A 25,024-nucleotide genomic window follows, 5' to 3' on the forward strand; every position below is an offset into this window, starting at 1 on the left:
CAGGTGAGATTGTACAAAAAAAGCGCTGTTCCTGGGGTCGTCATCCGAGCCACCTGTACAGCGCTACCGCGTTAAATACAAAATGCCTGCGTCAATCTCGTTAAATCAATATCCAACGTCTATTATACGCAGTGCGATCGATAAGTAAAATCTTGGTCATTAATAAGTTTTTAAAGCGAAAATGTAGCCGTTTACATTGGCGATGATAGCTACAATCTAAGAATTTGATGAGAATTTAGGGATACCGGAAAATCCCCACCTATTTCAACAAATCTGGCCACTGTTCGACGGCCGCGGCATCCCCAGTCGCACCATTATCAATCGCCTTGATCACCCGGGCTGGGTTCCCAGCAATCACCACGTCATCGCCGAAGGACTTGGTAACGACCGAGCCGGCACCAACCACGACATTATTCCCCAGCGTCACGCCAGGTAAGATCGTCACCCGGCCGCCTAACCAGGCGTTATCACCGATGGTAATGGGCGCCCCCATCTCGACATCGGCGACCCGGGCCTTGGCATTCAGGGGATGAACCGGTGTGTACAGCCCAATGTTGGGACCAAAGTAACAGTGTGACCCAATCGTAATCGGGCAAGTGTCGAGGAACGTCATATCGTAGTTGCCATAGAAGTGGTCTCCGATGTGGATGTTCCAGCCATAGTCAAACTTAAAGTCGGCCTCGACGAAGAAATCGGCGCCACTGTCCTTAATCAATTCCTGATAGCCAGCGTTTCGTTCCTTATTATCCGCCAATTGATTCGTCGACTGTAACTTTTGCCGAACCTCTACTCGCCGATTAATCAGCTCCGAATCAAATTGATTATAAGGTTGACCGGCTGTCATCGCTTCACGTGCAGTTGTCATATCTAAAAATCACTCCTCTATCGTCATGATACCACTCTCACCGGAAACAAAAAAAGAGCCCGCGACCAACGCCGCGAACTCACTCATGGTTTATTCAACTGATTCTGTCATCGTATGGGGCTGTTCCCGTAAGATCCAGGTAATCCCATATTGGTCGACAACTTGCCCCATCTTACCGCCCAGGCTCATGTTGATGTAAGGGCTAATGACCTTCACATCGGCGTCGACCAAGCGCTGGTAGAGCTCACCCAAGGACTTGACGGCCGCGTTGTCAGCCTCATCGACCGTCAGCATCAACGAAATTAAGGTTGATGACGTTGGCTGACCCATCAAGGCATCGGCACACTGAACATCAACCCCCATGATTTGAAAGCCACCACGCATGGTGATGGCCTCTAGATCAACACTGGCTTCTAAGCCCAATTGTTCCGCTTCGGCCGCCGTTGGGCTGACGCGGTAGGCATTAGTGGCGCCAAAAACCTCTTGATAATAGGTAATTGCGTCCTTTGTATTCTCGAATTCCAGGTATGGAATTATTTTTGCTTGCATCATCGGAACCCCATTCATCTACTTATTAAAATCCGTCCGGCTGTCTCCCAACCGGATCATCCCCGACCAATCACATTTGATCCATCGTTTGGTTTAACAGGTGATCGACAAACACGTTGCCTTGATTCGTCGCGTGTCCCTTGGTCCACTCATAAGAGAGACCCGTGAACCGTCCTAGTAACTGGTCCACGTCTTGCCACAATTCCGCATTGGCCAATGGTCCGGCACTTCGGCGCCATTGCCGCCGTTTCCAGCCTGCTAGCCATCCAAGCCGAACAGCATCCAAGACGTACTTGGAGTCTAAAACAAATTTAATCCCGCTAGTTGTCAGCCCTAGTTCTGCCAACTTCCGCAGGGCGTTGCGAAAAGCCATGATTTCCATTCGATTATTGCTGGCCCCAAACTCACCGGCCGAGTCGGCAACGACTTCGCCGTTAGCTAGCTCAATCCGATAGGCCCAAGCAGCCTTGTCCTCGGCTCTCACGTGGCCGCCAGCGACGTTTCCGGTATTCCGGGAACCACCATCGGTATACACCGTAATCGTGGCCGGTACGCTCGTCTGAGCCGCCGCTGGTCGGGTTGCCCGAGTCGATCGCACCGGGCGCCGGGATGGCGTCGCCTGCATGAAGGCCTGGGCCTCGGCTAGCGTCATAAAGCTCTTATACTGAGCACCAGCATAACCACTCACTTGTTTCTGGGTCTCAGGCCAATTACGGTAAATTCCCGTCTGTCGACCTTGTCGAACGGCATAGTATTTCTGTCCCACTTAAACCCCCGCTTTCAAACTAATCTAAACTAGTTTACCATACTTTACCAACTTTTCTGGAAAAACGCGCGGCCCCAAGTTAGTGAATGCGTTACCATTGTTGTGGTTGTCAATTAATTTGCTGAGCCAACTTTCTGTGGAAAAACTTAAAAAAGATTAATTTCAAAGTGTAAATTATTCTCATAACTTTTATATTATGCTATCCTAGTAAGGGTGAATTATGACCGGAGAACTCAGAACCACTTAATTCACGAAATCTTAGAGGGGGTTTTTCATGAAAAATCCGATACGCGCCACCATTATCACCGTCGATCAAGCTCGGGCCATGCTGAAAGATCAGCGTGAACAACGCGACGAACGCTTTCCACAATTAGCCGTCTCCGGTCAATATATTTTACCCGATTACCGGCTAACTCGTAAGCGTGAAGCATTTAAGATTCGGCGGCACACTTTCTTAAAAAAACATTTCCGCTCATATGTGGCCTTTGATTCCGACAATGGCCAGACGCTTTGGATTCACAACTTCGCCAGCCTGTCAGAAGCTTGCTTCTGGTTAAATACTGGTTTGAAGCCAGGCGATACCGACTCAACCACTTCCTACGTCGACTGGCGTCAGGAACACACGACTGAGATCGATACCTTGAAGGATCAACTGCGCATCTTACATCATGAAAAGAAAAAGCCTGTAACGCCTACCCCTAAGCCAGCCAGTGTGACTGACGTTAAACGGGTGAACAAGGTGAAACATATTAAGAAATAAGCTAACTAAAATGGCGTCGTGGAGAATAATCTCCACGACGCCTTTCGTTTTCGCTAATTTACTTTAAATTTAAGTGAACCTGCTTAGGATCAGTTTTGACCGTCACGTTACCGTGGTGAATGGAATAAAGAATTTCTGAGCGTTCGTTCAACGCGTTGTAGAAATTATCGTTATTCATGATCACCAGGTTGGCTGGCTTGCCTTCGCTCAGGCCATAGTGGTCCAGCACATGCATGGCCTTGGCCCCGTGAGTCGTCACGAATTCATATGAATTCATGATTTCATCATAGCCCATGACCTGCGCAGCGTGTAAGCCCATGTGCAGGGAGTCCAGCATGTCGCCATTCCCCATTGGATACCAAGGATCCTTGATATCATCTTCCCCAAAGGCCACGTTAACGCCGGCTGCGTTCAATTCCTTCACCCGCGTTAACCCGCGACGCTTAGGATAAGTATCGAATCGGCCACCCAGGTGGGTGTTGATCAATGGGTTAGAGATCATGTTGATATGGGACATCTGCAGCAACCGCATCAGCTTGTAGGCATAGGCGTTGTTGTATGACCCCATCGCCGTGGTGTGACTGGCCGTCACTTGATCGCCCAGGCCAGTTTCCAAGGCCAACGTGGCCAAGGTTTCCAAGCCCCGGGAAGCGGGGTCGTCAATCTCGTCACAGTGAGCATCGACCAGCTTGCCGTACTTTTGCGCCAGTTCAACGGCGAAGTGGAGGGATTCAACACTGTATTCACGCGTGAATTCGAAGTGCGGAATGGCCCCGATAACATCAACACCCAACTCGGCGGACTGTTCCATTAATTCCTTACCGTGTGGGAATGACAGGATCCCCTCTTGGGGGAAGGCCACCAATTGTAATTCGATGAAGTCTTTGACTTCATCACGAACCTCAATCAAGGCCTTCAGTGCCGTCAAATTAGGATCGGTCACGTCCACGTGGGAACGCACGAATTGAATCCCGTTAGAAGCCTGGAGTTCCAAGGCTTGACGGGCCCGTGTCTTAACGTCTTCGATGCTCAGCGCCTTCTTACGTTCGGACCAGATCCGAATGCCGTCGAACAGCGTCCCAGATTGATTCCATTCTGGGTCACCGGCAGTCATCGTACTGTCCAGGTGAACGTGGGGGTCAACGAATGGCGGTAGGATTAACTTACCGGTAGCATCGATAACTTGTTCGTCAGATTCAGGGGTCAAGTGGTCGGCAATCGCCGCAAACTTACCGTCCGTAATCCGAATATCTTGTGGTTGTTTGGCATTTTCAATCAGTCCGTGTTGAATTAACATGAGTGCTAATCTTCCTCCTATTTACCTATACTCAGTAAAAGCCCGGGATCGTCAGGCCGAAGCCTAACAGGGTGAGATCAATCAGTAACCCCGCCGCCACAAAGAAGGCAACCAGCGTTGCTGGGACCAACCACCCCGTCGAACACCGTTTGGCCGTTCGACTTATCCCTACCAAGCTTATCATAGTTACGACCACTCCGAGTGTTAAAATGACCGGCTCATTGGGAATTATTCGGTAAAGGCTATCCGTAACACCGAACCAAGCCACCCATGCCGCCACAATGCCGCCGACTAACCAGCCCACCAAATGTTGTGTGATCTTGCTCATCTAAAGGCCCCCAAACCCGCTATGAATAACTTTATAGACCAGATTGTTAGCGCCGATTTCTTGGCTATGCTATGATTGTCGTGCTTTTTAATTTCTTCGATGGAGGCTAAACAACTCATGATTAATTCAACTCCCCAAGCACTCACCATTGCCGGTTCCGACAGTGATGGTAGTGCAGGTATGCAGGCCGACTTGCACACTTTCTTTGCTCGCAACGTCTATGGTGCGTCCGTCATTACCGCCTGTGTTGCTGGAAATTCTTACGGCATTCACGCCAGTGTGCCCATGCCCACCGACTTCATCGACCAAGAATTCCAAGATTTAACGGACGACTACAACATCAAGGCTTCTAAAACCGGGATGCTCGCCGACTCCGAATTAATTAAAAACGTGGTCAAAAATTACCAAAAAGGTAATTTTGGCCCGCTGGTCGTGGACCCGGTCATTATGACCAAGCACGGCAGTCAATTGCTGGAAGAGAGCGCCTTCGATACACTGCGGACGGATCTCTTACCGATTGCAATGGTCATTACCCCTAACTTTTACGAGTCCCAAAAGATCGCCGAAATGACCATTAAAACCGATGCGGACACCGTCACCGCGGCCCATAAAATGCAGGCCATGGGTGCCAAAAATGTCATTGCTAAGGGCGCTCACAGCGATTCCAGCCAAACGGTCGTCCGCGACTATGTGCTACTAGAATCCGGCGAAGCCTTCTGGCTCAGCGAACCCTACCATGACACTGACCGGGTTAATGGGACCGGTGACTCCCTGTCAGCCTGCATCACCGCCGAACTCGCCAAGGGCACACCAATGAAGACGGCCATTCAGATTGCCAAGCAATTCGTGAATACCGCGATTGGTAACCCCATCCAAGTTGGCCATAAATTTGGCCCGATCAATCATTGGGCCGCGCAGGATGCCAAGATTGATTTAACCCCGGCAACTGAAGACTAAGTTTTAACGGGTCGTGACCGTGGTCACGACCTTTTTTGATTGCTCGGCTGGCCTACCAACGATCCGGACTCCAAGTGCGACCGTCGACCTCGCCACCTAGCTGTTCGGTCCGCCGATCCTGTTCGGCTACCACTCGCGCCAACGCCAACCAGAACGCCCGATTCGTGAACTCAGGTTGTTGGGCCAGGCGATCAATCTGTTCGGTTAGCCACTTCGTTTCATCAGTCATCTTCCTGCTCCTTAATCATGGCCAAGGTTCCCTGTAAATCCGAGATAGCCGTTCTTCGCTGGTCAAACTGATCAGCAATCATCCGGCCCGTCACCTGCTGGTCGGCGGGTAACTGGGCAATCCGACTGGCCAATTGGTCCGCAAACCAAGCCTGGCGATTGGCCAAGCTATCGGGGTAATCCTGAGTGAGATAGCGCTGATAGTCCGTGACCAGCTTCAGCTTCTCGGGCTCCTCTAGATAACTAAATTGTGGAATCGCTAACGTGGGTAGCCATGTCATCCGGGCCCGTTGCGCCAGTGCCGCAAATGGGGTCAATAAATCATCTAATGAGAAGCCTTCCGCCCCACCTCGTTGAAACGCCGCCGCGGGCATGCCCGTCGACACCACTAGGCCTAGCGACTTTCCGGCCAACGGATAGCGGTGATCGCCATAAACAAAGTTACGGGTCAACACGGTATCTTCCCACTGTTTCAAACCGGCCGGTGCGCTGTACCAATACAATGGAAATTGTAAGATAATCCGATCGGCTTGACGTAATTGCCGTTGTTCTTTTTCAATATCAATCGTCGATTGACTTTCAATGTGTTCCCATATGATAGCTGACTTGGGCAGACTCGCCTTTAAAAACTGTTGCGTGCTCGAGTCTGCTAGTTCTGGATGGGATACTAAAACCAGGGTGGTCATGACTTCAGCTCCTTGTTATTTTTACGTTCGCGTTTCAATTACAGGGTTCCCTCATACTTTAGCACAAACACCCACGGCACTTCATACCAAGCACTCGTTGGTTAGGCCAAAGAAAAAGGGCCGTGACCATCAGCCACGACCCCCGGTGGTCATTCACACACCACCGTTGACGATTGTTAAATTAAGCGACCATTTGAGTCGTCATCATATTTACGCCGAGTGGCCAAGTGTTTACTTCTCTTGCGGAAAGCCTCTCGATTGCTGACATACAATTGTCCTGCTGCGGCAACTGCGATGAGCAATAAAATAATCAAAACAGCATACATAACAATTCCCCCCGTCAACATTAGGTTACAAGACTATTATCCTAATGTTACAGGAATATTTCAAGGGCTTCGGCTCAAATATTAGAATTTCTTGATTTTCTCATCGAACTGTTAAGTTACTTACTTGTCGATCGGGATTCCTTTTTCTCCGACTGGCGCTTGGCGGATTCCTTCTTCGCCTTCTCACGAGACTCCCGCTTTTGCTTGGCCTTGCGAACCTGGCTAGACACCTGATTGGTTGGACTGACGTCCTTTTTACCCGAAAGGTTCGCCGTTGGATAGGCCACCAACAAGACCAGTACCGAAAAGCCCAAATATTTAAGATTCTGCTTGCGGACACCTTGGGCCTGCGTAATTTGGAAAAAGTAGTAGATGACACAGATGGCCGCAAAGAATACCACGACCTCCGCGATGGTATGAATAATGCCCATTTTCGAATCCTCCCGTTGGTTGTTTAACCCCACTCTACTTGAACCACGTTAACCCGTCAACTAGCGGACGGTTCAACCTAACAATCAATTGACACGCCCTGCTCGCTTCTCTATAATTAAGGGGTTATGAGCCATTAGGTCGCAATAGCTCAGCTGGATAGAGCAACGGTCTTCTAAACCGTAGGTCGAGGGTTCGAATCTCTCTTGCGACATCATTTTTAATCTTTTTAACTAAAATAACCGTTACGCTGGGTTTAACCAACGTAACGGTTATTTTTAATTGCTACAGATCGATGTGGCTGACCGTGATTGGGTATGATAAGAACGTGCTAGCATGTTCTTCGAAAGCTTTTTCATCCCCAGTACTCAGGAACTTTTGGGTCCCCTTGTCTTGGTCATTGTACATGTCATTGTCACCGAGATACTTGTCAACGGCCTTAGCTGCCCCAACACCTGGGTCAACCAAAGTAACGTCTGGGCCCACAGCCTTTTGAATGCTGTCCCGAATAATTGGGAAGTGGGTGCATCCCATGATCATGGTGTCAACACCAGTACCATCGAATGAACTCAGAGCATCCGCAACCTTAGCTGGTGTGTCGGCGTCCTTGGCATGGCCGCCTTCAACTAAAGTGACAAAGTCTGGTAAACCTTTGGAAATAACTTCTGCATCTGGTAATAACTCTTTAATCTTGCGTTCGTAACGGCCGGACTTAACCGTCCCGTTAGTTGCGATAACAGCGATTTTATGGTTCTTGGTCGTTTCAACACCGAGTTCAGCACCCGCGTCGATAACCCCAATCACTGGAATGGTCAATTCTTTTTGCAGGTAATCCAATGAGGCAGCGGTTGCCGTGTTGCAACCGATAACCATCATCTTAATACCCAGGGTTTCTTCGTATTTTGCAATCCGAGTCGTTAATTGGCAGACCAATTCTGAAGATTTTTCACCATATGGTAAGTTCTTTTGATCACCAATATAGATGTAATCTTCGTTAGGCAACTTCTTAAAAACTTGATCGAAAACCGTTAATCCACCAATACCAGAATCCATAAAGCCGATAGGCCGCTTGTCCAAAAGAAAAACCTTCTTTCGTTTTCATCACAATTCACAAAAATTATTAAGTAACAATTTTAACACGTCACTGTAGAAGAGACTAGTCTTCTTCAGTAGCTACCTTAGCATCGTCATCGCTAGGCTTGCCAGGAGCTAATAAGCGCTTCCGGTCTTCCTTAGCATCTTCGATACTGAAGCCGACTTCTTTAGCCCACTTCTTACGGAAGGCGTACATGATGAATGGAATAACCAATACAATCGTGAAGGCAACTAACAGCATCTTCGTGTAGGTATGACCTTGAGCAACCGTGTAACCAGTTGGTGCGAAGAAAGTAACGATGAAACTAAGCAGTGACAGCAGGAATCCAGAGATCCCAATCAGAATCCGCATGATGTGGGTTCTGCCGGCCAAGAAGACCCGGTGAATGTCATTGTGCTTAAATTGAAGAACCAGGTAACCAACGAACATCGTCATGTACATAACCATGTAGATGGCAACGGTTAACCCCATGGCAGTCCGGAAGGAAACGTTACTACTGGTACCACCGGCACCAAAGGTCAGGTAAGCACCCATCAGGGAAACAACGATCCCTTGAAGAATCATCAAGTTGGTTTCAATACCCCAACGGTTAGTCTTCGTGAAGATCTTAGGCATGTAACCTTGTAAAGCAGCTTCGTGCATCCCGGCGTTAGGTCCAACAACCCAACCACTAATGATTCCGAGAATCCCGATAGCGAACAGAACACCAAGAATCGTTTGCGTTACTTGAACCATGGCTGCAGAGAAACCAAGCTTTGCAACGATGTAGCCGTATGCGTAAACAACACCAGTACTCAATTGGATCTTGTCAACTGGGATAGTCCCAGCAATTGACAAACTACCAATAATATCAGTAGCAATCGCGATAATAGCTAAGAGCATCATAGCCTTTGGGTAAACCCGTGGGTTCTTCAAGTCCTTAACGTGGGTTGCAGAACCATCGGCACCGGCAAAGGCCAGAACGAATGGTACCAAACCAACTAACGTTGCGAACTGGTAGTTCTTAGGGAAGATCGTGTGCCAGTTGATCGTGATTAACATCTTGTTGCCTTTTGCTAAGTAGATAATGAACACTAACAGTAAGAAGATGGTTGGCAGAGCAACACCAAGTAAGAAGCACCATTGTGCAATCTTACCAGTGGTCTTGGTCCCACGTTGTTGAATAACAATCAAGCTCCAAAGAATTAACATTTGGAAGAAGAACCGCATAACTGGATTGTCATTCATGAATGGGAAGCCAACGGAAATTGATAAACACCCAATGGCAAAGTACATCATGGTGTTAATCCCAACAGTGATGTGAATCCATTGATAGAAGATTGAAGCCCAACCAGGTAAGTCACCCAGTGTCGCCTTAGTCCAAGTGAAGACACCACCACGTTCCCAGCCATCGATTGACGCCATTTCACCGGCGGTACGAGTAACTGGAACGAACCATAAAATACCTGCAATAAACAGGAAGAAGATGGCGACGGCACCGTTAAGGGCGAAGGCCGCGAAACCATAAGCCGTCAAAACCATGGAAATCGTCATTGAGAAAAATTGAGGTCCAGTAAGTTGGTTACGCGCTTTGAGTTCGTCGCTGCTAGTAGCGTCACTGGATCCTGTCGTTTCATCATTCTTCATAATTATGTCATATCCTTTATAATTGAAGTAATATCTATTAAAAATGAAGTAATATTGCGAGTACACTTGGCCAAATGTATGTAATCTAAATTACGTGCTAATCATAATCCATAAATTAAAAAACGGTAATAGACATTAACCGTGATGTGTCTAACTCTTTTAGGCTGGGACATGGTATAGACCCCCTATTTTGTGGGTTATTTACGTATAAGAATTCATTATATGCATATTCCTTGTGAATTACTAATCAAAATCAGGATTCACGGCCTCAATCGTTTAACCCATTTCTAATGTTACCAACCGATAATCGTTGGCTGCTTTTGTATACGCTTTCAAAAGGCTGTTAGGCCGGCGTTCTTGAAAACTAGATTCCCACCTTATTCGAATTTATACGGGAATGATTTTATTCATAAAACGTGACTCCTCCGTGATAGATCCAAAAGCGCCAATTGAACTGTCAAACGTGATGGCCAGGCCATCGTTATGATTGATACCAAGCCATCGGCGGTATGTAAGCGATGCCATTATTAAGCCGGTTTATCCGTGACACTTATTTGATAAAGGTTGGCGCCGATTTTTGCTGAGGTTCTGCATAATTCTTGGATAAATTAATTCAGCCCCTTGGACCTTCTTTTAACCCACATTTCCGTTTGTTAGTTGATTACGACAACTAACAAAAAAGCCCCCACTGGCCAACCGGCTCATTGGGGGACTTTTTAAGACCATCTGATTAATCGGCATATGTGCCAACCACGGGTAAACCCTTCAAGACCTTCCGGCCATGAGGCGATTGGCCATCGATCACGCTAGTTAGTTCTTGACCCGCTAGATTACCGTGATGTTTGCCACCGGCCCAAGCAGCCACACCGGTCACGTCATAGACCGACCCATCAACCGCCACATAGGCCGGTTGGCCATTTTGACCGTTATACTTTGCTAATTCTACTTGATTAAAGACCTTTTCACTCATCAAATCCACCACCTAATTTATTTATCCCCATCATAGTGGAGAAGTCCCGGCAACTCAAGTATTTTAATGGTCACTCGATAAGTAAAAATGACGGCAGCAAAAAAGCCATCGACACACCGTCGATGGCTTTCTTAAACTCGATTTAGGCTAATAAATTAGTCGACAACCGAAACGTTAGCAGCTTGTGGGCCACGGTCGCCTTGTTCTACATCAAGGGATACGTGTTGGCCTTCTTCAAGAGTCTTGAAGCCTTCACTGTTGATAGCAGAGAAGTGAACGAAAACGTCTGAGCCGTTTTCCAAAGTGATGAAGCCGTAACCTTTATCAGCGTTGAACCATTTAACAGTACCTTGTTCCATAAGAATGAAACCTCCGTGCGCATAGCGCAATAATATTTGCATTTGAAAGCTGGGGTCAAAGGAGCCATTCTTAAAGAACGTCGAGCCTTTAAAACTTCCGAACCATAAATACATTATCCATAGGATACCAGGTATTCGGCAGAATAGCAAATGAGTTGTTTGCTTTTATCCGCTTTTTTTAAGAGTTACTGATGTGATGTGTTAACCATAACCGCGCCGCGAGTACCTCTTGGGGCGTTAATTGATGACTCCCATTGGTTACCTCTAAAGTTGTTTCGGCCCCAACTTTTTTGCAAGCGGATTCAACCCGACTCACCGTCTCGACACTAACCAATGGATCACGCCGTCCCGCCGACAACCAAACCGCTAACTCGTCAGTCTTTCGGGGAACTGGTGCGGTCAACCACAACGGGTGAAATAAAACCGCCGTTACCGCCGGAATCATCCCTGTCTGCACGCCGTACGCGGCCATAGCGGCCCCGTTAGAGTAACCGATAACAATTAGTCGTTGCCCTTCCCAATGATGGTCAGCACACACCTGAAGGGCCTTCTGGCCAATCCAGGCCGCCTCGGTCGCCACTTGCTGTGCATCGACTGGTCCGGCCGCGGTTTGCTGAAAGTATTGACGTTGGGCACCAAGTCCCTGCCGCCCGGCAATGGTCAGCAGTGGACTCTGGGGGGCCAACCGCCGGCCAAAGGTCAGTATTTCTTGATTGGTGCCACCGGTTCCCTGCAGCAGGAGCACTGGTGGCTCAGTATTGGCCCCCGGGAGCCATTCAACTAAGCTTTCCTCGTCCAAGGCATCCCCTCCTAGCGGCGAACCACAATCTCAATTTGTTCCTTTTGTGGCGCAAAGTTTAAGCCAGAACAGGTTTCGGTTAAAATTTTTTCATATTCGGATAAGACATCGACGGGAAGCGGCGTGTGAGTTCGCAAGTGGTCAATTAATTCCTTGGCCGACTTAATCTCTTTCAGTGAGACAAACAACAACGCGTTATTAATTAAATCCCGCAACAAATCTGTCAATAATCCATTGGGTTTCCCCGCGGGATCGGTGACCACGACCTGATGACTTTCAACTTCCTGATGATTCATGGAGACTTGTTTTAAAACGGAAAAAATTGTGGGCATGTTGATCACTCCTCCTGAATTAATTTGATTTTAAGCTGATCATACAGCTTTTTACCTAGAACGAGAACTACTTCCATTCTTTTTCGTCAAAAGGATTTTGGTCCTGCAACCGTTGGCCCATTTTTTCTTGGACCTTTGGTAAGGGCAAATCCGCGATATCCCCGGGGGCAACCCATTGCCCCGGGTAAAATTGGAGATCGGAAACGGTTTGTAAGTTGGCCATTAATAATTTCACCTGCCAGCGTTGATGCGTGTACGTCTGGCTCACGCTACGACCACCCAACGGCTGTAGGCTCAAGTCCAAATGTGCCTCCTGTTGCCACCGTCGCGTTAATGCCACGATGTCCGTTGCCAGGCTTGGTTCGCCATCATCTTCTTCTCTGAGGTCCGCTTGGCGGACAAGGGGAAAGGTCCAATAGCCGCTCAACATTTCCTGTTCGGTACGTTGGACCATCAGATAACCAGCGGGCGAATGAATAATCAGGCCATAATACGGCATCAATTTAGGCCGCGGCGCCTTCGTCTTCACGGGAAAATCCGTGACCCGCCCCGCCCGAAGGGACGCGTCGAACTCCTTAACTGGCGAGTGTGCCGGGTCGGAATTCTTCGCCGTCATGTAGCTTGACCCGAGATCCATGATGGCCTGATTGAAAGCCCCCGGACGTTTAGGATCAACGATTGGTTGAATGATCTTCTCAAACGTTTGTCGCGTGCGTGGTTTGGCGATATCGTCCTCAATCATCAGGAGCCGAGCGAAGACGCGAAAGGCATTACCATCCACGGCCGGCACGACCTCACCAAAGGCAATGCTAGCGATCGCACTGGCCGTATAAGGCCCCACGCCAACCAAATCTGCCAGTCCCGCCGCCGTCCGCGGCCACTCGCCATGGTAATCCGTCACAATTTGCTGGGCGGCTCGTTGCAGGTTACGGGCGCGGGAATAGTAACCCAACCCCTGCCAGGCCTTCAACAATTGCGGTTCCGGTGCCGCTGCCAATGCCGCCACCGTCGGAAAGTTGGCCATGAAGTTTTCATAATAAGGGATGACCGTTTGGACCTGGGTCTGCTGTAACATAACCTCGCTGACCCAGACGTGGTAGGGATCCTGATCGTGTCGCCATGGCAAGTCCCGCCCCTCTTGGTCATACCAGGTCAATAGCGCCTGCCGAAATGCCTTAACCGTGGCCGGTGTCCATTCTTCCATCGAATCCCATCCTTTTAGTTGTTTTCCCCATTCTAGCCAATTCTCGACATGACAACAAGTGTGACGATAAATGGGACTTGACGTCACCCAGGGACTCACCTATTATCGAGAAAGATAACCCATTGAACAATCGTGTCCACCCATTCGGTTTTCGACTCACTTAGGGGGTATTTCTACCTATAAGTCACTCAAATGGCCACGGACATGCGGTAATATATCGGAGGATTAACTGTGAAACGATGGAAATTATTATTACTTCTTATTCTATGTGGCGGACTCGCTGGCTGCTCAATCAGCCACGAAACGGAGACCCCCAGCGACAGTAAGGGCGTGATGACCAAGCGTCAGGTGCTTAATCTGGCCAGCTCGCAACCCATCCGTACCCTGGATAGCGACAAGATGAGCCAATTTGGTCGGTTAAACAACACGATTGAAGGCCTCTATACCACGGCCAACGACGGGCAAGCAGAGTTGGCGCTCGCCAAAAAGGTCCACGTCAACGCGGCTAAAACCACTTACACCTTCACGTTATATCACGACTCTTATTGGAGTAACGGTGATGTCATCACCGCCAAGGACTTCGTCTATTCCTGGCAACGCGCGCTGGCGCCGAAGACCAAGGCCCCGGATGCCGACCTCTTTACGGGTCTGCACAACGCCAAACAGATCCTGGCCGGTAAACTACCGGCCACCAAGCTTGGTGTCAGTGCTCCCAGCAAATTTAAGTTAGTGGTCAAGCTCGATCATCCCATGGCCGAGTTGCCGCAACGATTAGCCTATCCATTATTTGGCCCCCAAGATGAACGAATTGCCAACAAATATGGGCGTAAGTATGCCACGCGGCCCCAATATCAGGTCTACGCGGGTCCCTTCATGGTGGCAACCAAGGGCTATACAAAGACGCATTGGCATCTGGTTCCCAATCCACATTACTGGGACCGCGATCACGTTTATCTAACGCGGATCAATGTCACCGTCTTCACCTCGCAAAAGAAAATGTGGCAAGCCTACCAGGATGGCAAGTTGGATGAAGTCCATCTTCCATTCCAAAAGGATAAGCACCTGGAAAAACAAGCGGACTACACGGCCCGGCCGTACTCTAAAATGTTACTACTGAGTTATCGGCAGCACGGTCCCAAGGCCGGTACCAATCGGCTACTAAAACAGGCCCAAGCTCGGCTGGCAATCTCTCATGCCATCAACCGAAAAAGCCTCGGATCATCGACCTACGGCACGACATCACTGCCCGCTCTTGGCATTGTGCCGGCAGGTCTAAGTCGGGGTCAGCGGGGGACGGCAGACTTCGCCGCCGCGCAGACCAACCAGTCTACCCTGGCCTATAAGCCGACACTGGCTGTCAGGGAATGGCAAGCCGCCTTGAAACAGGCTGGTACCAGTCACACCACCCTATCCCTCAGTTACCTCGATACACCGGCAACTGCCAAGGTTGCCAAACGCCTTAAGCAACAGCTGACCAAGGTGCTCCCAGGACTGAAGATGACGTTAAAAGCCCGAGAATGGACCATCAGTGAACAGGATGACGAGGTCGATACCGATATTACCCTGACCACCCAACGGGCCCAGTACGCCGACCCACTGTCCATGCTGGCCCTCTTCACCACCGAGAACGCGGCGAACACCGGCCACTGGTCCAGTGAAGCCTACGACAGTCTCGTGGCCCAGGCCAGCAACGCCAGCAGCTTCAACAATCAACGCTGGCAAAACCTGTTGAAGGCCGAGGGAATCTTGATGAAGTATCAAGGGGTCACCCCACTCCTACAGCCTGCTAGCAACTACCTGGTCAATCCTAAGCTCAATGGTGTCCAATTTAATACGGTCGGCACGCAATCCAATTTCAAAGGTGCCTACTTTGTGAGATAAAATAACCCCGTCAGCATCTTTGCTGGCGAGGTTTTTGTTTTTGCTTTTTGTTGAGTTGGACCGCCGACGGCGGTCAGGGGCTGCGTCCTATGGGGTCCGTCCAGAGCCAAAGAGCGGTCTCTGGACTCGCCTTTAATCCCCACAAAGCCCGTGGTTATCAAAGGTCGACCCGTGCTGTAAGGCCGGAATTCCACCGCCCTAACACCACTTTCACAGGACTCCGCCCCTGACCACCTCTGGCTAAAACTTTCCGAAGACACCAGACCAACCACTAAAGTCAAAGCCCTGGCGAGACTACATCTCCAACTTTCTGCCAAGCCACATGTGCCCAGCAAAAAGTGTCGAGCTGTTCGTCACACTGCCCAATCTCAAATTGGAAGCTCCATATGACGTGGGTACACGGGCTAAGTTAAGCAACTGGATCCGATGCCATCACAGTTGCCAGCCCATTTATTACTTGCCTTAGCCGACCCAATTATCCACCACAAGTTGTCGACCAGCAATTCGTGCCATATGGCTGTGATAGCCTATTGAGAAATCCGCTAACAATTTCAAGCCGAAGGCGGCCAGACAGAGCCCCGTGACGGTGGCGTTGACCGGGTGGGCCTTCCGGTTTAGGCCACGGGCCAGGCGACTAGACCCACGGGTTGGGTGTGGCTGGTTGCTGCCCTGAAGACCGCTTCTCAGGCTTCAGGTCTGCCCCACAGGATGGCGGCTGGCCACTGTGGCGACCCAATCATCCACCACAAGTTGCCGACCGGCAATTCGTGCCATATGGCTGTGATAGCGTATTGAGAAATCCGCTAACAATTTCAAGCCGAAGGCGGCCAGACAGAGCCCCGTGACGGTGGCGTTGACCGGGTGGACTTCCCGGTTTAGGCCACGGGCCAGGCTACCAGACTCACGGGCTAGGTGTGGCTGGTTGCTGCCCTGAAGACCGCTTCTCAGGCTTCAGGTCTGCCCCACAGGGCGGCGTCTGGCCGCCGTAGGCGACCTTCAATCTAGACCAAAGGAATTAGCTCAAGGCCGCTGAAGCCTTTTTGACAACGGTGTCGCTGACGAATTCGCTGGTTAGCCGCTGCATTGGCGTGTAATCATGCCGTTTCTTAAACGGTACCGGTTCGGCAGCGATGACGGCCACCTTCAGATTGTTCTCGGTTAAGAAGATCTGCCCAACGCCTTGATACTTACCCTTGCTGTGCTTGCCAGTTCGCCAAGCATGGAGTTTGAACCCCCCGTCTGGCTCACGTTTGATTTCATACTCACCGGAAGCGTTGGCAACAACGGGCACGCCGGTGTATAGATTTACCGCATATTGACCTTTCATTCTGCTACCTCCGTTAAGGCTTGAACCAGGGGCTCGACACCATCCGAACCTAAGACAGCCATGACCGTCGGAACAGCCAGAATCGGCCGAACGGCCGCCGGTGTCGCGGGCTGACCGACCAGTTGTTGGGCAATGCCCGCCAGTGCCGTCGGCGTCCCCACCGTGCCAAACAAGGCAACGGATCGTAGCTGCTCGTTGTGCCGGGTAAAGTTGACGTGAAGCTGTCCGCTGGCCAGCTTCAACTGCCGGTATTCCCGAAAGCCGGGATTGGCGCCGTAATTCCAAGCATCCGTGGCATACTTTTCGGCCAGCCGCTGATCAATGACGGCCCAGTCGTGGTCGGTCAGATGATACGTTTCAATTTGATCGAGTCGGTCCACGTTAAAGATGTGGCAAAGTAAGGCCACACGAAAATCTTGGATGGAAAGATCCTGGTAGGCCGGCGCCAGATATTGGCGAAGGTTCGTGATCGACACGCGATTGGAAGCCACGCCGGGATGACCGCCCTCGGCCGCAGGAATCAAGGCCGCATGGGCCGCCGCCACGTTAAGATCATACATGATGGTGCCACCGGCCGCGTAACCATCCCCATTCTTAAACATGGTCATGCCGGAAAACTTCTGATCGCCGACCATGAGGGCACTCTTGTTACTGATGCCAAGATTATTGACACCCATGGCAGCTAGTGCCCTTAGAATCGGTTCCGCAAAGACCGTGTAATCACCAAAGGTCGACCCATCCTTAGGGTCCCCGTTGATGATATGCTCAAAGATTAAATTGCGCTCGTCGTGGTAAACCGCGCCCCCACCAGAAGTCCGCCGCACCAATTGAACCTGATTATCGGCAAGATACTTGAAATCCACCTCGGCCGTCACCGTTTGATTAATCCCGACGATCACAGCGGGCCGGTTAACATACATCATGAGTCCGTGGCCTGGCAGCTTCAAATCATTCACCAAGTAATTATCGATGGACTGATTGACCACCGCATCCGTGACAACTCTGCCGTGACGATTCGTATCGATCAGATACATGTGTATTGCTCCCTTCTCTGAGCCTATTTTTAAATTGAGTTTAGCATACACCTACGGCGGCAACAACTTCCAACGAGACGAGTTGTTGTCAGGATGATCTTTGAAAGCGTATACTTAATATGAGTATACACGAGGGAGGAATTCATATGAGTGAACCAACACAGTCATTTTGGCAACGCCTCTTCAGCTGGTGGCCCCGGCATAAGGCCCCCGCACCACAACTCACCATTAAGGATGGTGTGTGGCTAGAGCAACGAGATCAAGGTCATTACCGGCTTGGCCTCTCCAGCGATGCCCTGGAACAGATTGGCGAGATTAGCTTCGCCGACCTGCCCGTCCTAGATGGTGACGTTCTCGCGGAGGGCGATGATATTCTCGAGGTTGAAAGTGACAAGGCCGTCGAAAATTTCAAGACGCCCGTGGCTGGCACCATTACCAAGGTCAACGAAGGCCTGATCGCCGACCCCACTCGGCTTAATGAAAATTCACAAACTGATAATTGGGTCTTAGATATCCAAAGCCATTAAAAAAAGTCGCTGGACAATGACGTCCGGCGACTTTTCAATACCGTAATCTCTACCACTTGTATTGAACGGGATTCTTAATGTATTTATTGTAAACGTCACGCACAACGGCCATTTGGTCGTCAGTGAAGGCTGGCAGGTCTGCCGCCGCAACGTTACGGGCAATCTGTTCGGGCTTGGATGCCCCTGGAATCACCGTGCTGACCGCATCCGACATCAAGATGTAGCGTAAGGCGAGTGGCGCCAACGCTTGGTCTAGGCCGAGGCGTTCGTGAAGTTCATTGGCCGCCTTGACCCCCGTGGCATAATCAACACCGGAGAAGGTTTCCCCTTGGTCAAAGGCCTCACCGTGGCGGTTAAAGCTTCGATGATCGTCCTTACCGAATGTGGTATCTAGGGTGTATTTACCACTCAATAGACCACTGGCCAATGGGACCCGGGCGATAATCCCCACGTTGTGTTCCTTAGCCATCTTGAAGAAATTATCGGCTGGCCGTAAGCGGAACATGTTGTAGATGATTTCCACCGCAGAAATATCGTAGTCCAGGGCCTTCATGGCTTCCTCGACGCGTTCCACACTGACCCCGTAATTCTTGATCTTCCCAGCTTTCTTCAACTCATCCAACGCGAAGAAAACTTCAGGTTCATAGTAAACGGGTGTGGGTGGACAGTGTAAGAGCACATTGTCCAGGGCATCAACCTGTAGATTCTGCAGGCTTTCCTCAACAGATTTGGTGATATTGGCCTTGGTGTACCCACTAGCAACGTGGGGATCTAACTTACGGCCAACCTTGGTCGAAACGAAGACCTTGTCGCGCTTGTCCTTAATGAAACTGGCCAAGGCCCGTTCACTTTGACCATCCTGATAGATATCAGCGGTGTCAAAGAAGTTAACGCCGGCATCGTATGCTGCTGCCAAGGTGTCCTGAGCATCTTGTTCGTTGAAGGGGTCGCCCCACTTTGAACCGAGTTGCCAAGTCCCCAATGAGACCTCGCTGATCTCAAAATTTGTTTTACCTAGGGTCCGATACTTCATTCATTATCCCTACTTTCCCGTACCAGTCATGCCGGTACTTTCTCCCTTATTCTGACAGTTATAAAATAGCATTTCAAACGATTTGTGCTACCGGTTGAACAAAATATTTACCATTCACCGATAAAAGGACTAACATAAAAGTTGAAGCCGGTGGCTATGCCAGTAACATAAACCGCTGACCCCAATTTCTAATTGGAGGTAATTGGTTATGGCTGTTGTAGAAAAGACTGCTTTATTGGATGAAAAGATGAACGAAGTATTTGATTGGTCCGACGCAACGTTACCTGTTCGTGACGCTCTCTGGGACCACTTCATGGAGTCCAATGGTCACAACACCGATGAAACTGAAGCTTCAATGAAGGAAATCGATGCTAAGTCCGACGCTGATGTTCGGACCTATGTTGAAGATAACCTCAAGAAGTAACAGCACCCGGCTGTCTCAACCAAAAAAATCCTCTCGCTAATCAACGAGAGGATTTTTGTTTGTCTAAATTTTATAATTCATCGAGTTGAGGCACTAAGCCATACCCCTGCAAATAGCGTTGGCCCGTTGCCGGGTCAATCACCATTCGCGTCACACTGGTATTCGCTGGTTCACTGAGCGCCGCGGTCGCTGGCGTGCCTAACATCAGCAACGCCGTCACCTTAATGGTTAACCCATGACTCACCACCAAAATGTGGTCGTCAGGATGGTCAACCACTTCTTCGGCCAGCCATTCGCCGACCCGTCGCTGAACATCCCGGTAGGACTCACCCCCAACGGCTAGTAAAGCGTCGGGCATGGCCTCCCCGGTAATGGGATCGAAGGCTGCCGGGTTCTTGGCCTGTAACTCTTCCAAGCTAGCGCCGGTCCAGTCACCATAATCGGCCTCCATCAACCGGTCATCAAACTCCGGTGTCAGGCTGATCATCCGCGTCAAGGCGGCCGTCGTTTGGCGCGACCGGTGTAGGGGACTGCTGATCAGTTGGTCATAGCTTGTCCCCTGAATCCACTGGGCCACTCGTTCAGCCTGTTGCAGGCCGCGCAGCGTCAAGTGGGTCGCTGCCGTATCCAATTGTCCTTGTGCGAGTCCGTCTAAATTGGCCTGTGTTTGGCCATGACGAACCCAATCAAAAGTGGTCATTGTCTCACTTCCTATCAGCCGCGCTGACTATCCGCCTTTTGACGACCACGATTCAAGAGATAAATCGCCAAAATAACTAAAATCGACCCAACAACTTCGGCCACGGTAATCTTTAAGCCCAAGAAAATAATCGAGAGCACGAAGGTCATGACTGGTTGGGTGGCATCCACAATACTAATCACGTCAGACGGCGCGAAGTGGGTACTGTAGAGAACCAGTGCGAACGGAATAATGGTCCCCAATAAAATAACGGTACTCATCGATGCAACCAAGCCCAAGTTAATTGGCGGTGTGTGAACCCAAACGGGCCGGTAGCAGTTAAAGATAATTCCGGCCAATAACATGGCCCAACCAAGCACGACGATTGGTGAATTACCCTCTTTAACCAATGTCCGTGGCAGAACCACGTAACCGGCTGCGGTAATCCCAGAACCAATCCCCCAGAGTAAGGACACCATCGGGATAGATAACTGAGAAATGTCCCCTCGCGTAATCGCTAGGAAGACCCCAATCATCGCCACAATGAAGGCGATCAAATCGCTCCGAAGTGGCCGTTGGTGGAGAAAGACTAAGCTCCCCAACACAATGAATAATGGACTCAAATATTGCAGAATCGTTGAAGCAGCTGAGTTCCCAGTCTGGACCGACATGTAGAAGGTCAACAGGTTGGCGCCTAAACCAAAGACGGCATAAGCAATCAACCATAGGATATTGCGAACCGAATTGAAGACGTTAAAAATCTTCTTACCATACATGATAGCACTCACGATCAGGAGCACCACCCCAGTCACGGACGTCCGAGCAGATAAGAACCAACTGGCCGGCACGTTTTGACTTTGAGAGATGAACTGGAGCACAGTCCCAGAGATCCCCCACATAGCAGACGCCATTGTTGCCCAAAAGATACCTTTTTTGATATTTTCGGACGAATTTGCATTCGTTTTCAAGAAACAGCAGATCCTTTCATTCTTTCATCAACTATCCAAAACTTCTAATAATTTGACTAATTTTACCGAAAACAAATTAGAATTTGGCAATAAATGGTCAAAAAATTTTCGTTTCCACTCTTCATTAAGCCACGAACGGGGCTAATTATCAACGCCTAAATCTAAATAAGTAGTCATAAAGCGGCGCCCAACACGGGCTGAGCTTACGACTACTTATTTATTAACTATCGTTTTGATGAGTAAAAATCATAACCAATTAAGCGGTGTGGTCCACCCGACGAGCTAATAGGTCACCGATCAATTGGATAGCAAACACAATGACCAGGATGATTAACATTGCCAGGATCGTGACGTCGCTTTCGAAACGACTGTAACCAACGTTGATGGCCAAGTTCCCTAAGCCACCACCACCAATGGCACCGGCCATGGCAGTCAAATCAATCAGACTGATTAACGTTAGGACGGATGAACGGATGATGTCCGCCAACCCTTCCTTGAGGTAAACCCGAAAGATAATCGCAATCGGACCAGAACCAACCGACTCGGCGGCCTCAATCACCCCGTGGTCAACTTCGGCCAGGGCGTTCTGAATTTGCCGGGCATAGAAAGGTGCGGACCCAATAACCAGTGGAACAATTGCGGCTGTCGTCCCAATCGCCGTCCCAACCACTAATCGGGTTAATGGGGCAATCACGGCCAGTAAGATAACAAAGGGAATCGACCGGCAAAGGTTAACCAGCTTATCGAGAATGTTGTAGACGGCCCGATTTTCTAAGATGCCACCGGGCTGGGTCACAATTAAACCAATCCCAATCGCCATCCCTAGAATTCCGGCAACAATCGCCGTGAACAGCGTCATGTACAGCGTCTCACCAGTTGCTTGAATAAAGTCACTCTTCATCGTGACCGCATTTGGAAAATACTTAGCAAAAAAGTTCAATTAGGCCACCTCCGAGTTCGTCGATTTCAAGTGAGTAATCCGGACACCCTGTTCTTGACAATAGTCCCAAGCTGCCGCCAGCTTGTCAGGTTCACCACTCATGACAACAATGAGATTGCCCAGTGGCGTATCCTGCAAGATTTCAACATTCCCATACAGAATACTGGATACCACACCATAACGCTTGTAGAGCTCCGTAATCAATGGGGAATCGGTCTGATCGCCCACGTACTGCAGTTGCACCAATTGCTGAGTGTCGCCCAAGTCGAGCTTGTCGGCCTGCTTGTAAATCTTCACCAGGGCCTGATCAATCTGCGTGGCAGTGTTAATGAAGTCCCGCGTCAAGGGTTCCTTTGGCTGGCTAAAGATGTCAACTAGACTCCCGCGTTCGATGATGGCCCCTTCGTCCATGACGGCAACCTTGTTACAGATTTCCTTCACAGCTTCCATTTCATGGGTAATTAAGACTACCGTCAAACCAAGCTCCTGGTTTAACCGTTTCAACAATTCCAGAATTGAGGAAGTCGTCTTGGGGTCCAAGGCACTCGTGGCCTCGTCACTAATTAGAATCTCAGGATCATTGGCCAATGCCCGGGCGATCGCGACCCGTTGCTTCTGCCCACCGGAAAGTTGGGCGGGATAATCCGTTGCCTTGTCCGTTAAACCGACCAAGTCCAAGAGATGGTCCACCTTTTCTTTCCGTTCCGCACGGGATAATGAACCGCCCTTCAAGGGGTAATCCACGTTATCCGCAATCGTTCGTGACGCCATGAGGTTAAAGTGTTGGAAGATCATGCCGATCTTCGTGCGCGCTGCCCGGAGTTCCTTTGGCCGCAGGTTCAAAATGGCCTGGCCATTGACCGACACCGTACCGGCAGTTGGCCGTTGAAGGCGGTTGATCACCCGTACCAGGGTACTCTTCCCGGCCCCGGAATAACCGACGACACCATAGATGTCACCGCGGTTAACCGTGAGCGAAACATTCTTCACGGCATTCACGGTCTGACCCTTTGTATGAAAGGTCACATCGATATCTTTTAACTGAATAATCGCTTCGTTAGTCACAGATTTCATTCTCCTTACTCGCCAATGCCGGCAAATTTAATCATTTATGGTTATCGCTAATGACCGCCGCCATCGTAGAACACAAGTGACAGAACCATGTCAGCTAATGCTGCCCGTCCTGACGCTGTTTCTAATGCTTAAGCGGAACACTAATTAACAAAAACCTACTATAGTAATACCAAACTTCAATCAATTCATTGGCCATTGACCATTGGATTGATTGAAGTCGGTCGATAATCGTTTCAATATCAATTGGCTCTTTAACTAATCAATTAACTCTGCTATTTGAGCGGTTCGCTTTACCAAGCTGGGATGGTTAAACCGTGGTAGTACTTCTTCAACAACTTCTTGGTTGCTTCAGTTTGGTAAGCCTTCACGATCTTCTTGTAGGTCGCGTTGTTCTTGTCAGACTTGTTAGCAGCGATGATGTTGATGTAAGGAATTGAAGCCTTGTTAAGCTTTTCCTTGTAGATGGTTTCGTTGTTTGGCAGCTTAGCTTCGGCAGCGAATTCGTTGTTGATAACGGCACCGGCAGCGTCCGTCAAGGAACGTGGCGTTTGTGCGGCATCAACCGGCGTAATCTTCAAGTTCAACTTGTTTTCGGTGATGTTCTTAGGCGTTGGTAATTCAACCTTGCTATCAACCTTGATTAAGCCAGCTGATTGCAGAAGATATAAGGCCCGACCTTCGTTGGTGGAGTCGTTAGGAATCGTGATTTGGGCACCCTTCTTGATATCGGAAACGCTCTTAACCTTCTTGGAGTATAACCGTAGTGGTGCGCGGACGGTCCGGCCGATGGAAACGATGTTGGTCTTGTGGGCCTTGTTCCAAGCGTTCATGAAGTACGTGTGTTGGAACGAGTTGATATCAATTTCATGGTTGCTGAGGGCCGCGTTGGGTTGGTTGTAATCGGTGAAGGTCACTAACTTAATCTTGACGCCTTCCTTGGCTAATTTGGTCTTAATTGGCTTCCAAATCTTTTCGTCGGAACCCATGATCCCAACCTTAACCGTCTTGTTGCTGCTACTAGACTTGCCACAACCAGCAACAATCAATAATGGAATTAACAATAACAATAACCAGCTAAAATGTTTGAATGATTTCTTCATACTCAAAATCCCCTTTAATTCTCAAATTTTATAACAACTCAGGGTTGTTACCCCTCGCGACTGAAAACCGTGACCAAAACAAAAAGTCCGCTCCTAAATTAATAGAAACGAACTTTGTCGTGGTACCATTCTAATTCGAGTCAGGCATAGACTAATGCCGGCTCCTCATTAACACTCTCCAGCTTGCGCCTAGGAGTGCGTGCACGATAATGAGTGCCAAGCATTACCACCTCATCAAATGACTCAGTGATACCAATTAATTTTCAGGCCATCTTCACCTCGCCGTGGGTTACTCGCTTTCAGCCAAACACGAGCTCTCTTTGAACCATTGACGTGGTTACTCTCCTGATCACATTGTTTTCAATCGCTTAAGTTACAAGTAGTCTAATGCAGTTCTAATTAAGTGTCAAGCACAAATCACAAAAAAGTTTCCAATTAGCACCGTAACTGCGGCAATCTA

28 protein-coding genes, 1 tRNA gene and 1 pseudogene are annotated in these 25,024 nt (G+C 49.5%); 6 read left to right on the forward strand and 24 right to left on the reverse strand.

Annotation, left to right across the window (positions count from 1 at the left end; translation table 11 throughout):
- Positions 1-259 precede the first annotated feature (259 nt).
- The 3 genes and pseudogenes from EKM96_RS02995 to EKM96_RS03005 all read right to left on the reverse strand — a co-directional run.
- Positions 260-865, reverse strand: a complete 606-nt coding sequence (locus tag EKM96_RS02995) for a sugar O-acetyltransferase (protein ID WP_125639514.1) — start codon at positions 863-865, stop codon at positions 260-262.
- Positions 866-955: 90 nt separating this feature from the next.
- On the reverse strand, positions 956-1,414 hold the full coding sequence (locus tag EKM96_RS03000; protein ID WP_125639516.1) for a VOC family protein: 459 nt from the start codon (positions 1,412-1,414) through the stop codon (positions 956-958).
- Between the two features lie 73 nt (positions 1,415-1,487).
- Positions 1,488-2,180: pseudogene (locus EKM96_RS03005) on the reverse strand (ribonuclease H family protein); the annotation flags it as partial.
- 274 nt (positions 2,181-2,454) lie between these two features.
- On the opposite strand from EKM96_RS03005, the gene EKM96_RS03010 reads away from it, so the two are divergent.
- Positions 2,455-2,940: a hypothetical protein gene (locus EKM96_RS03010; protein WP_125639522.1), complete on the forward strand. Its 486-nt coding sequence runs from the start codon at positions 2,455-2,457 to the stop codon at positions 2,938-2,940.
- Positions 2,941-2,998: 58 nt separating this feature from the next.
- Here the strand turns inward: EKM96_RS03010 and codA are convergent, their stop codons facing one another.
- Together codA and EKM96_RS03020 are read right to left on the reverse strand one after the other, a co-directional pair.
- Entirely contained in the window at positions 2,999-4,237 is a 1,239-nt protein-coding gene (gene codA / locus EKM96_RS03015; RefSeq protein ID WP_125639526.1) for a cytosine deaminase, read from the reverse strand.
- Between the two features lie 31 nt (positions 4,238-4,268).
- Positions 4,269-4,565 carry a hypothetical protein gene (locus tag EKM96_RS03020; protein WP_125639529.1) on the reverse strand — a complete coding sequence of 99 codons (297 nt, stop codon included), beginning with the start codon at positions 4,563-4,565 and terminating at the stop codon, positions 4,269-4,271.
- A 117-nt stretch (positions 4,566-4,682) separates the two neighbouring features.
- On the opposite strand from EKM96_RS03020, the gene thiD reads away from it, so the two are divergent.
- A complete protein-coding gene (gene thiD, locus EKM96_RS03025; protein ID WP_125639532.1) occupies positions 4,683-5,522 on the forward strand; it encodes a bifunctional hydroxymethylpyrimidine kinase/phosphomethylpyrimidine kinase in 840 nt (279 codons plus the stop codon).
- Positions 5,523-5,574: 52 nt separating this feature from the next.
- Here the strand turns inward: thiD and EKM96_RS10535 are convergent, their stop codons facing one another.
- The 4 genes from EKM96_RS10535 to EKM96_RS03035 all read right to left on the reverse strand — a co-directional run bounded on the left by EKM96_RS10535 (position 5,575) and on the right by EKM96_RS03035 (position 7,193).
- A complete protein-coding gene (locus EKM96_RS10535) occupies positions 5,575-5,751 on the reverse strand; it encodes a hypothetical protein (protein WP_164510960.1) in 177 nt (58 codons plus the stop codon).
- Entirely contained in the window at positions 5,744-6,436 is a 693-nt protein-coding gene (locus EKM96_RS03030) for an NAD(P)H-dependent oxidoreductase (protein WP_125639535.1), read from the reverse strand. The genes EKM96_RS10535 and EKM96_RS03030 overlap by 8 nt, the downstream gene beginning before the upstream one ends.
- Positions 6,437-6,612: 176 nt before the next feature.
- The gene (locus EKM96_RS10540; RefSeq protein ID WP_164510961.1) at positions 6,613-6,762 is read right to left on the reverse strand and encodes a hypothetical protein; all 150 of its coding nucleotides are present in this window, start codon (positions 6,760-6,762) and stop codon (positions 6,613-6,615) included.
- A 116-nt stretch (positions 6,763-6,878) separates the two neighbouring features.
- Positions 6,879-7,193 carry a hypothetical protein gene (locus tag EKM96_RS03035; protein WP_125639538.1) on the reverse strand — a complete coding sequence of 105 codons (315 nt, stop codon included), beginning with the start codon at positions 7,191-7,193 and terminating at the stop codon, positions 6,879-6,881.
- Between the two features lie 138 nt (positions 7,194-7,331).
- Here EKM96_RS03035 and EKM96_RS03040 point away from each other — a divergent pair.
- A tRNA-Arg gene (locus tag EKM96_RS03040) sits at positions 7,332-7,405 on the forward strand.
- A gap of 71 nt (positions 7,406-7,476) precedes the next feature.
- Here EKM96_RS03040 and murI read toward each other — a convergent pair.
- From murI to mutY, 7 genes are all read right to left on the reverse strand, one after another.
- A complete protein-coding gene (murI, locus tag EKM96_RS03045; RefSeq protein WP_225417563.1) occupies positions 7,477-8,268 on the reverse strand; it encodes a glutamate racemase in 792 nt (263 codons plus the stop codon).
- Positions 8,269-8,347: 79 nt separating this feature from the next.
- Positions 8,348-9,913 (reverse strand): amino acid permease, encoded by a 1,566-nt coding sequence (locus tag EKM96_RS03050; RefSeq protein WP_125639541.1) that lies wholly within the window; start codon positions 9,911-9,913, stop codon positions 8,348-8,350.
- Positions 9,914-10,643: 730 nt separating this feature from the next.
- Positions 10,644-10,883, reverse strand: coding sequence for a cytochrome b5 domain-containing protein (locus EKM96_RS03055; RefSeq protein ID WP_125639545.1), 240 nt, complete (start codon positions 10,881-10,883; stop codon positions 10,644-10,646).
- A 155-nt stretch (positions 10,884-11,038) separates the two neighbouring features.
- On the reverse strand, positions 11,039-11,242 hold the full coding sequence (locus EKM96_RS03060) for a cold-shock protein (protein WP_011668621.1): 204 nt from the start codon (positions 11,240-11,242) through the stop codon (positions 11,039-11,041).
- 178 nt (positions 11,243-11,420) lie between these two features.
- On the reverse strand, positions 11,421-12,041 hold the full coding sequence (locus tag EKM96_RS03065) for an alpha/beta hydrolase (protein WP_125639548.1): 621 nt from the start codon (positions 12,039-12,041) through the stop codon (positions 11,421-11,423).
- A gap of 11 nt (positions 12,042-12,052) precedes the next feature.
- On the reverse strand, positions 12,053-12,373 hold the full coding sequence (locus EKM96_RS03070) for a hypothetical protein (RefSeq protein WP_125639550.1): 321 nt from the start codon (positions 12,371-12,373) through the stop codon (positions 12,053-12,055).
- A gap of 67 nt (positions 12,374-12,440) precedes the next feature.
- Positions 12,441-13,577, reverse strand: coding sequence for an A/G-specific adenine glycosylase (gene mutY, locus EKM96_RS03075; protein ID WP_125639553.1), 1,137 nt, complete (start codon positions 13,575-13,577; stop codon positions 12,441-12,443).
- Positions 13,578-13,808: 231 nt separating this feature from the next.
- Here mutY and EKM96_RS03080 point away from each other — a divergent pair, with 231 nt between their 5' ends.
- Entirely contained in the window at positions 13,809-15,458 is a 1,650-nt protein-coding gene (locus tag EKM96_RS03080) for a peptide ABC transporter substrate-binding protein (RefSeq protein ID WP_225417564.1), read from the forward strand.
- A 1,015-nt stretch (positions 15,459-16,473) separates the two neighbouring features.
- Here the strand turns inward: EKM96_RS03080 and EKM96_RS03085 are convergent.
- Together EKM96_RS03085 and EKM96_RS03090 are read right to left on the reverse strand one after the other, a co-directional pair.
- Positions 16,474-16,785: a DUF7671 family protein gene (locus EKM96_RS03085; protein ID WP_125639556.1), complete on the reverse strand. Its 312-nt coding sequence runs from the start codon at positions 16,783-16,785 to the stop codon at positions 16,474-16,476.
- Positions 16,782-17,819 (reverse strand): lipoyl protein ligase domain-containing protein, encoded by a 1,038-nt coding sequence (locus EKM96_RS03090; RefSeq protein WP_125639558.1) that lies wholly within the window; start codon positions 17,817-17,819, stop codon positions 16,782-16,784. The genes EKM96_RS03085 and EKM96_RS03090 overlap by 4 nt, the downstream gene beginning before the upstream one ends.
- Before the next feature lie 146 nt (positions 17,820-17,965).
- Between EKM96_RS03090 and EKM96_RS03095 the strand changes: the two genes are divergently transcribed.
- Positions 17,966-18,346, forward strand: coding sequence for a glycine cleavage system protein H (locus EKM96_RS03095; RefSeq protein WP_125639561.1), 381 nt, complete (start codon positions 17,966-17,968; stop codon positions 18,344-18,346).
- A gap of 49 nt (positions 18,347-18,395) precedes the next feature.
- On the opposite strand, the gene EKM96_RS03100 is transcribed toward EKM96_RS03095, so the two are convergent.
- On the reverse strand, positions 18,396-19,379 hold the full coding sequence (locus tag EKM96_RS03100) for an aldo/keto reductase (RefSeq protein WP_125639564.1): 984 nt from the start codon (positions 19,377-19,379) through the stop codon (positions 18,396-18,398).
- A 208-nt stretch (positions 19,380-19,587) separates the two neighbouring features.
- Here EKM96_RS03100 and EKM96_RS03105 point away from each other — a divergent pair, with 208 nt between their 5' ends.
- Positions 19,588-19,803 carry a P8 family protein gene (locus EKM96_RS03105; protein ID WP_125639567.1) on the forward strand — a complete coding sequence of 72 codons (216 nt, stop codon included), beginning with the start codon at positions 19,588-19,590 and terminating at the stop codon, positions 19,801-19,803.
- Between the two features lie 70 nt (positions 19,804-19,873).
- Here EKM96_RS03105 and EKM96_RS03110 read toward each other — a convergent pair whose 3' ends face one another.
- The 5 genes from EKM96_RS03110 to EKM96_RS03130 all read right to left on the reverse strand — a co-directional run bounded on the left by EKM96_RS03110 (position 19,874) and on the right by EKM96_RS03130 (position 24,564).
- Complete coding sequence (locus EKM96_RS03110; protein WP_125639570.1) at positions 19,874-20,503, reverse strand: histidine phosphatase family protein; 630 nt, start codon at positions 20,501-20,503, stop codon at positions 19,874-19,876.
- 14 nt (positions 20,504-20,517) lie between these two features.
- Positions 20,518-21,450, reverse strand: a complete 933-nt coding sequence (locus EKM96_RS03115) for a DMT family transporter (RefSeq protein WP_225417565.1) — start codon at positions 21,448-21,450, stop codon at positions 20,518-20,520.
- 256 nt (positions 21,451-21,706) lie between these two features.
- Positions 21,707-22,351, reverse strand: coding sequence for a methionine ABC transporter permease (locus tag EKM96_RS03120; protein WP_191987337.1), 645 nt, complete (start codon positions 22,349-22,351; stop codon positions 21,707-21,709).
- 39 nt (positions 22,352-22,390) lie between these two features.
- Entirely contained in the window at positions 22,391-23,455 is a 1,065-nt protein-coding gene (locus tag EKM96_RS03125) for a methionine ABC transporter ATP-binding protein (protein WP_164510962.1), read from the reverse strand.
- Between the two features lie 299 nt (positions 23,456-23,754).
- A complete protein-coding gene (locus EKM96_RS03130; RefSeq protein ID WP_125639580.1) occupies positions 23,755-24,564 on the reverse strand; it encodes a MetQ/NlpA family ABC transporter substrate-binding protein in 810 nt (269 codons plus the stop codon).
- Positions 24,565-25,024: the final 460 nt, after the last annotated feature.

This window comes from Levilactobacillus tangyuanensis (genome assembly GCF_003946545.1).
In the GTDB taxonomy this organism is placed as follows: Bacteria; Bacillota; Bacilli; order Lactobacillales; family Lactobacillaceae; genus Levilactobacillus; species Levilactobacillus tangyuanensis.

Excerpts from the sequence above, each read along its gene's own strand:
- EKM96_RS02995 (WP_125639514.1), bottom strand. The coding sequence starts at position 865 with ATGACAACTGCACGTGAAGCGATGACAGCCGGTCAACCTTATAATCAA.
- EKM96_RS03000 (WP_125639516.1), bottom strand. The coding sequence starts at position 1,414 with ATGCAAGCAAAAATAATTCCATACCTGGAATTCGAGAATACAAAGGAC.
- EKM96_RS03010 (WP_125639522.1), top strand. The coding sequence starts at position 2,455 with ATGAAAAATCCGATACGCGCCACCATTATCACCGTCGATCAAGCTCGG.
- codA (WP_125639526.1), bottom strand. The coding sequence starts at position 4,237 with ATGTTAATTCAACACGGACTGATTGAAAATGCCAAACAACCACAAGAT.
- EKM96_RS03020 (WP_125639529.1), bottom strand. The coding sequence starts at position 4,565 with ATGAGCAAGATCACACAACATTTGGTGGGCTGGTTAGTCGGCGGCATT.
- thiD (WP_125639532.1), top strand. The coding sequence starts at position 4,683 with ATGATTAATTCAACTCCCCAAGCACTCACCATTGCCGGTTCCGACAGT.
- EKM96_RS10535 (WP_164510960.1), bottom strand. The coding sequence starts at position 5,751 with ATGACTGATGAAACGAAGTGGCTAACCGAACAGATTGATCGCCTGGCC.
- EKM96_RS03030 (WP_125639535.1), bottom strand. The coding sequence starts at position 6,436 with ATGACCACCCTGGTTTTAGTATCCCATCCAGAACTAGCAGACTCGAGC.
- EKM96_RS10540 (WP_164510961.1), bottom strand. The coding sequence starts at position 6,762 with ATGTATGCTGTTTTGATTATTTTATTGCTCATCGCAGTTGCCGCAGCA.
- EKM96_RS03035 (WP_125639538.1), bottom strand. The coding sequence starts at position 7,193 with ATGGGCATTATTCATACCATCGCGGAGGTCGTGGTATTCTTTGCGGCC.
- EKM96_RS03050 (WP_125639541.1), bottom strand. The coding sequence starts at position 9,913 with ATGAAGAATGATGAAACGACAGGATCCAGTGACGCTACTAGCAGCGAC.
- EKM96_RS03055 (WP_125639545.1), bottom strand. The coding sequence starts at position 10,883 with ATGAGTGAAAAGGTCTTTAATCAAGTAGAATTAGCAAAGTATAACGGT.
- EKM96_RS03060 (WP_011668621.1), bottom strand. The coding sequence starts at position 11,242 with ATGGAACAAGGTACTGTTAAATGGTTCAACGCTGATAAAGGTTACGGC.
- EKM96_RS03070 (WP_125639550.1), bottom strand. The coding sequence starts at position 12,373 with ATGCCCACAATTTTTTCCGTTTTAAAACAAGTCTCCATGAATCATCAG.
- mutY (WP_125639553.1), bottom strand. The coding sequence starts at position 13,577 with ATGGAAGAATGGACACCGGCCACGGTTAAGGCATTTCGGCAGGCGCTA.
- EKM96_RS03085 (WP_125639556.1), bottom strand. The coding sequence starts at position 16,785 with ATGAAAGGTCAATATGCGGTAAATCTATACACCGGCGTGCCCGTTGTT.
- EKM96_RS03090 (WP_125639558.1), bottom strand. The coding sequence starts at position 17,819 with ATGTATCTGATCGATACGAATCGTCACGGCAGAGTTGTCACGGATGCG.
- EKM96_RS03095 (WP_125639561.1), top strand. The coding sequence starts at position 17,966 with ATGAGTGAACCAACACAGTCATTTTGGCAACGCCTCTTCAGCTGGTGG.
- EKM96_RS03100 (WP_125639564.1), bottom strand. The coding sequence starts at position 19,379 with ATGAAGTATCGGACCCTAGGTAAAACAAATTTTGAGATCAGCGAGGTC.
- EKM96_RS03105 (WP_125639567.1), top strand. The coding sequence starts at position 19,588 with ATGGCTGTTGTAGAAAAGACTGCTTTATTGGATGAAAAGATGAACGAA.
- EKM96_RS03110 (WP_125639570.1), bottom strand. The coding sequence starts at position 20,503 with ATGACCACTTTTGATTGGGTTCGTCATGGCCAAACACAGGCCAATTTA.
- EKM96_RS03120 (WP_191987337.1), bottom strand. The coding sequence starts at position 22,351 with ATGAAGAGTGACTTTATTCAAGCAACTGGTGAGACGCTGTACATGACG.
- EKM96_RS03130 (WP_125639580.1), bottom strand. The coding sequence starts at position 24,564 with ATGAAGAAATCATTCAAACATTTTAGCTGGTTATTGTTATTGTTAATT.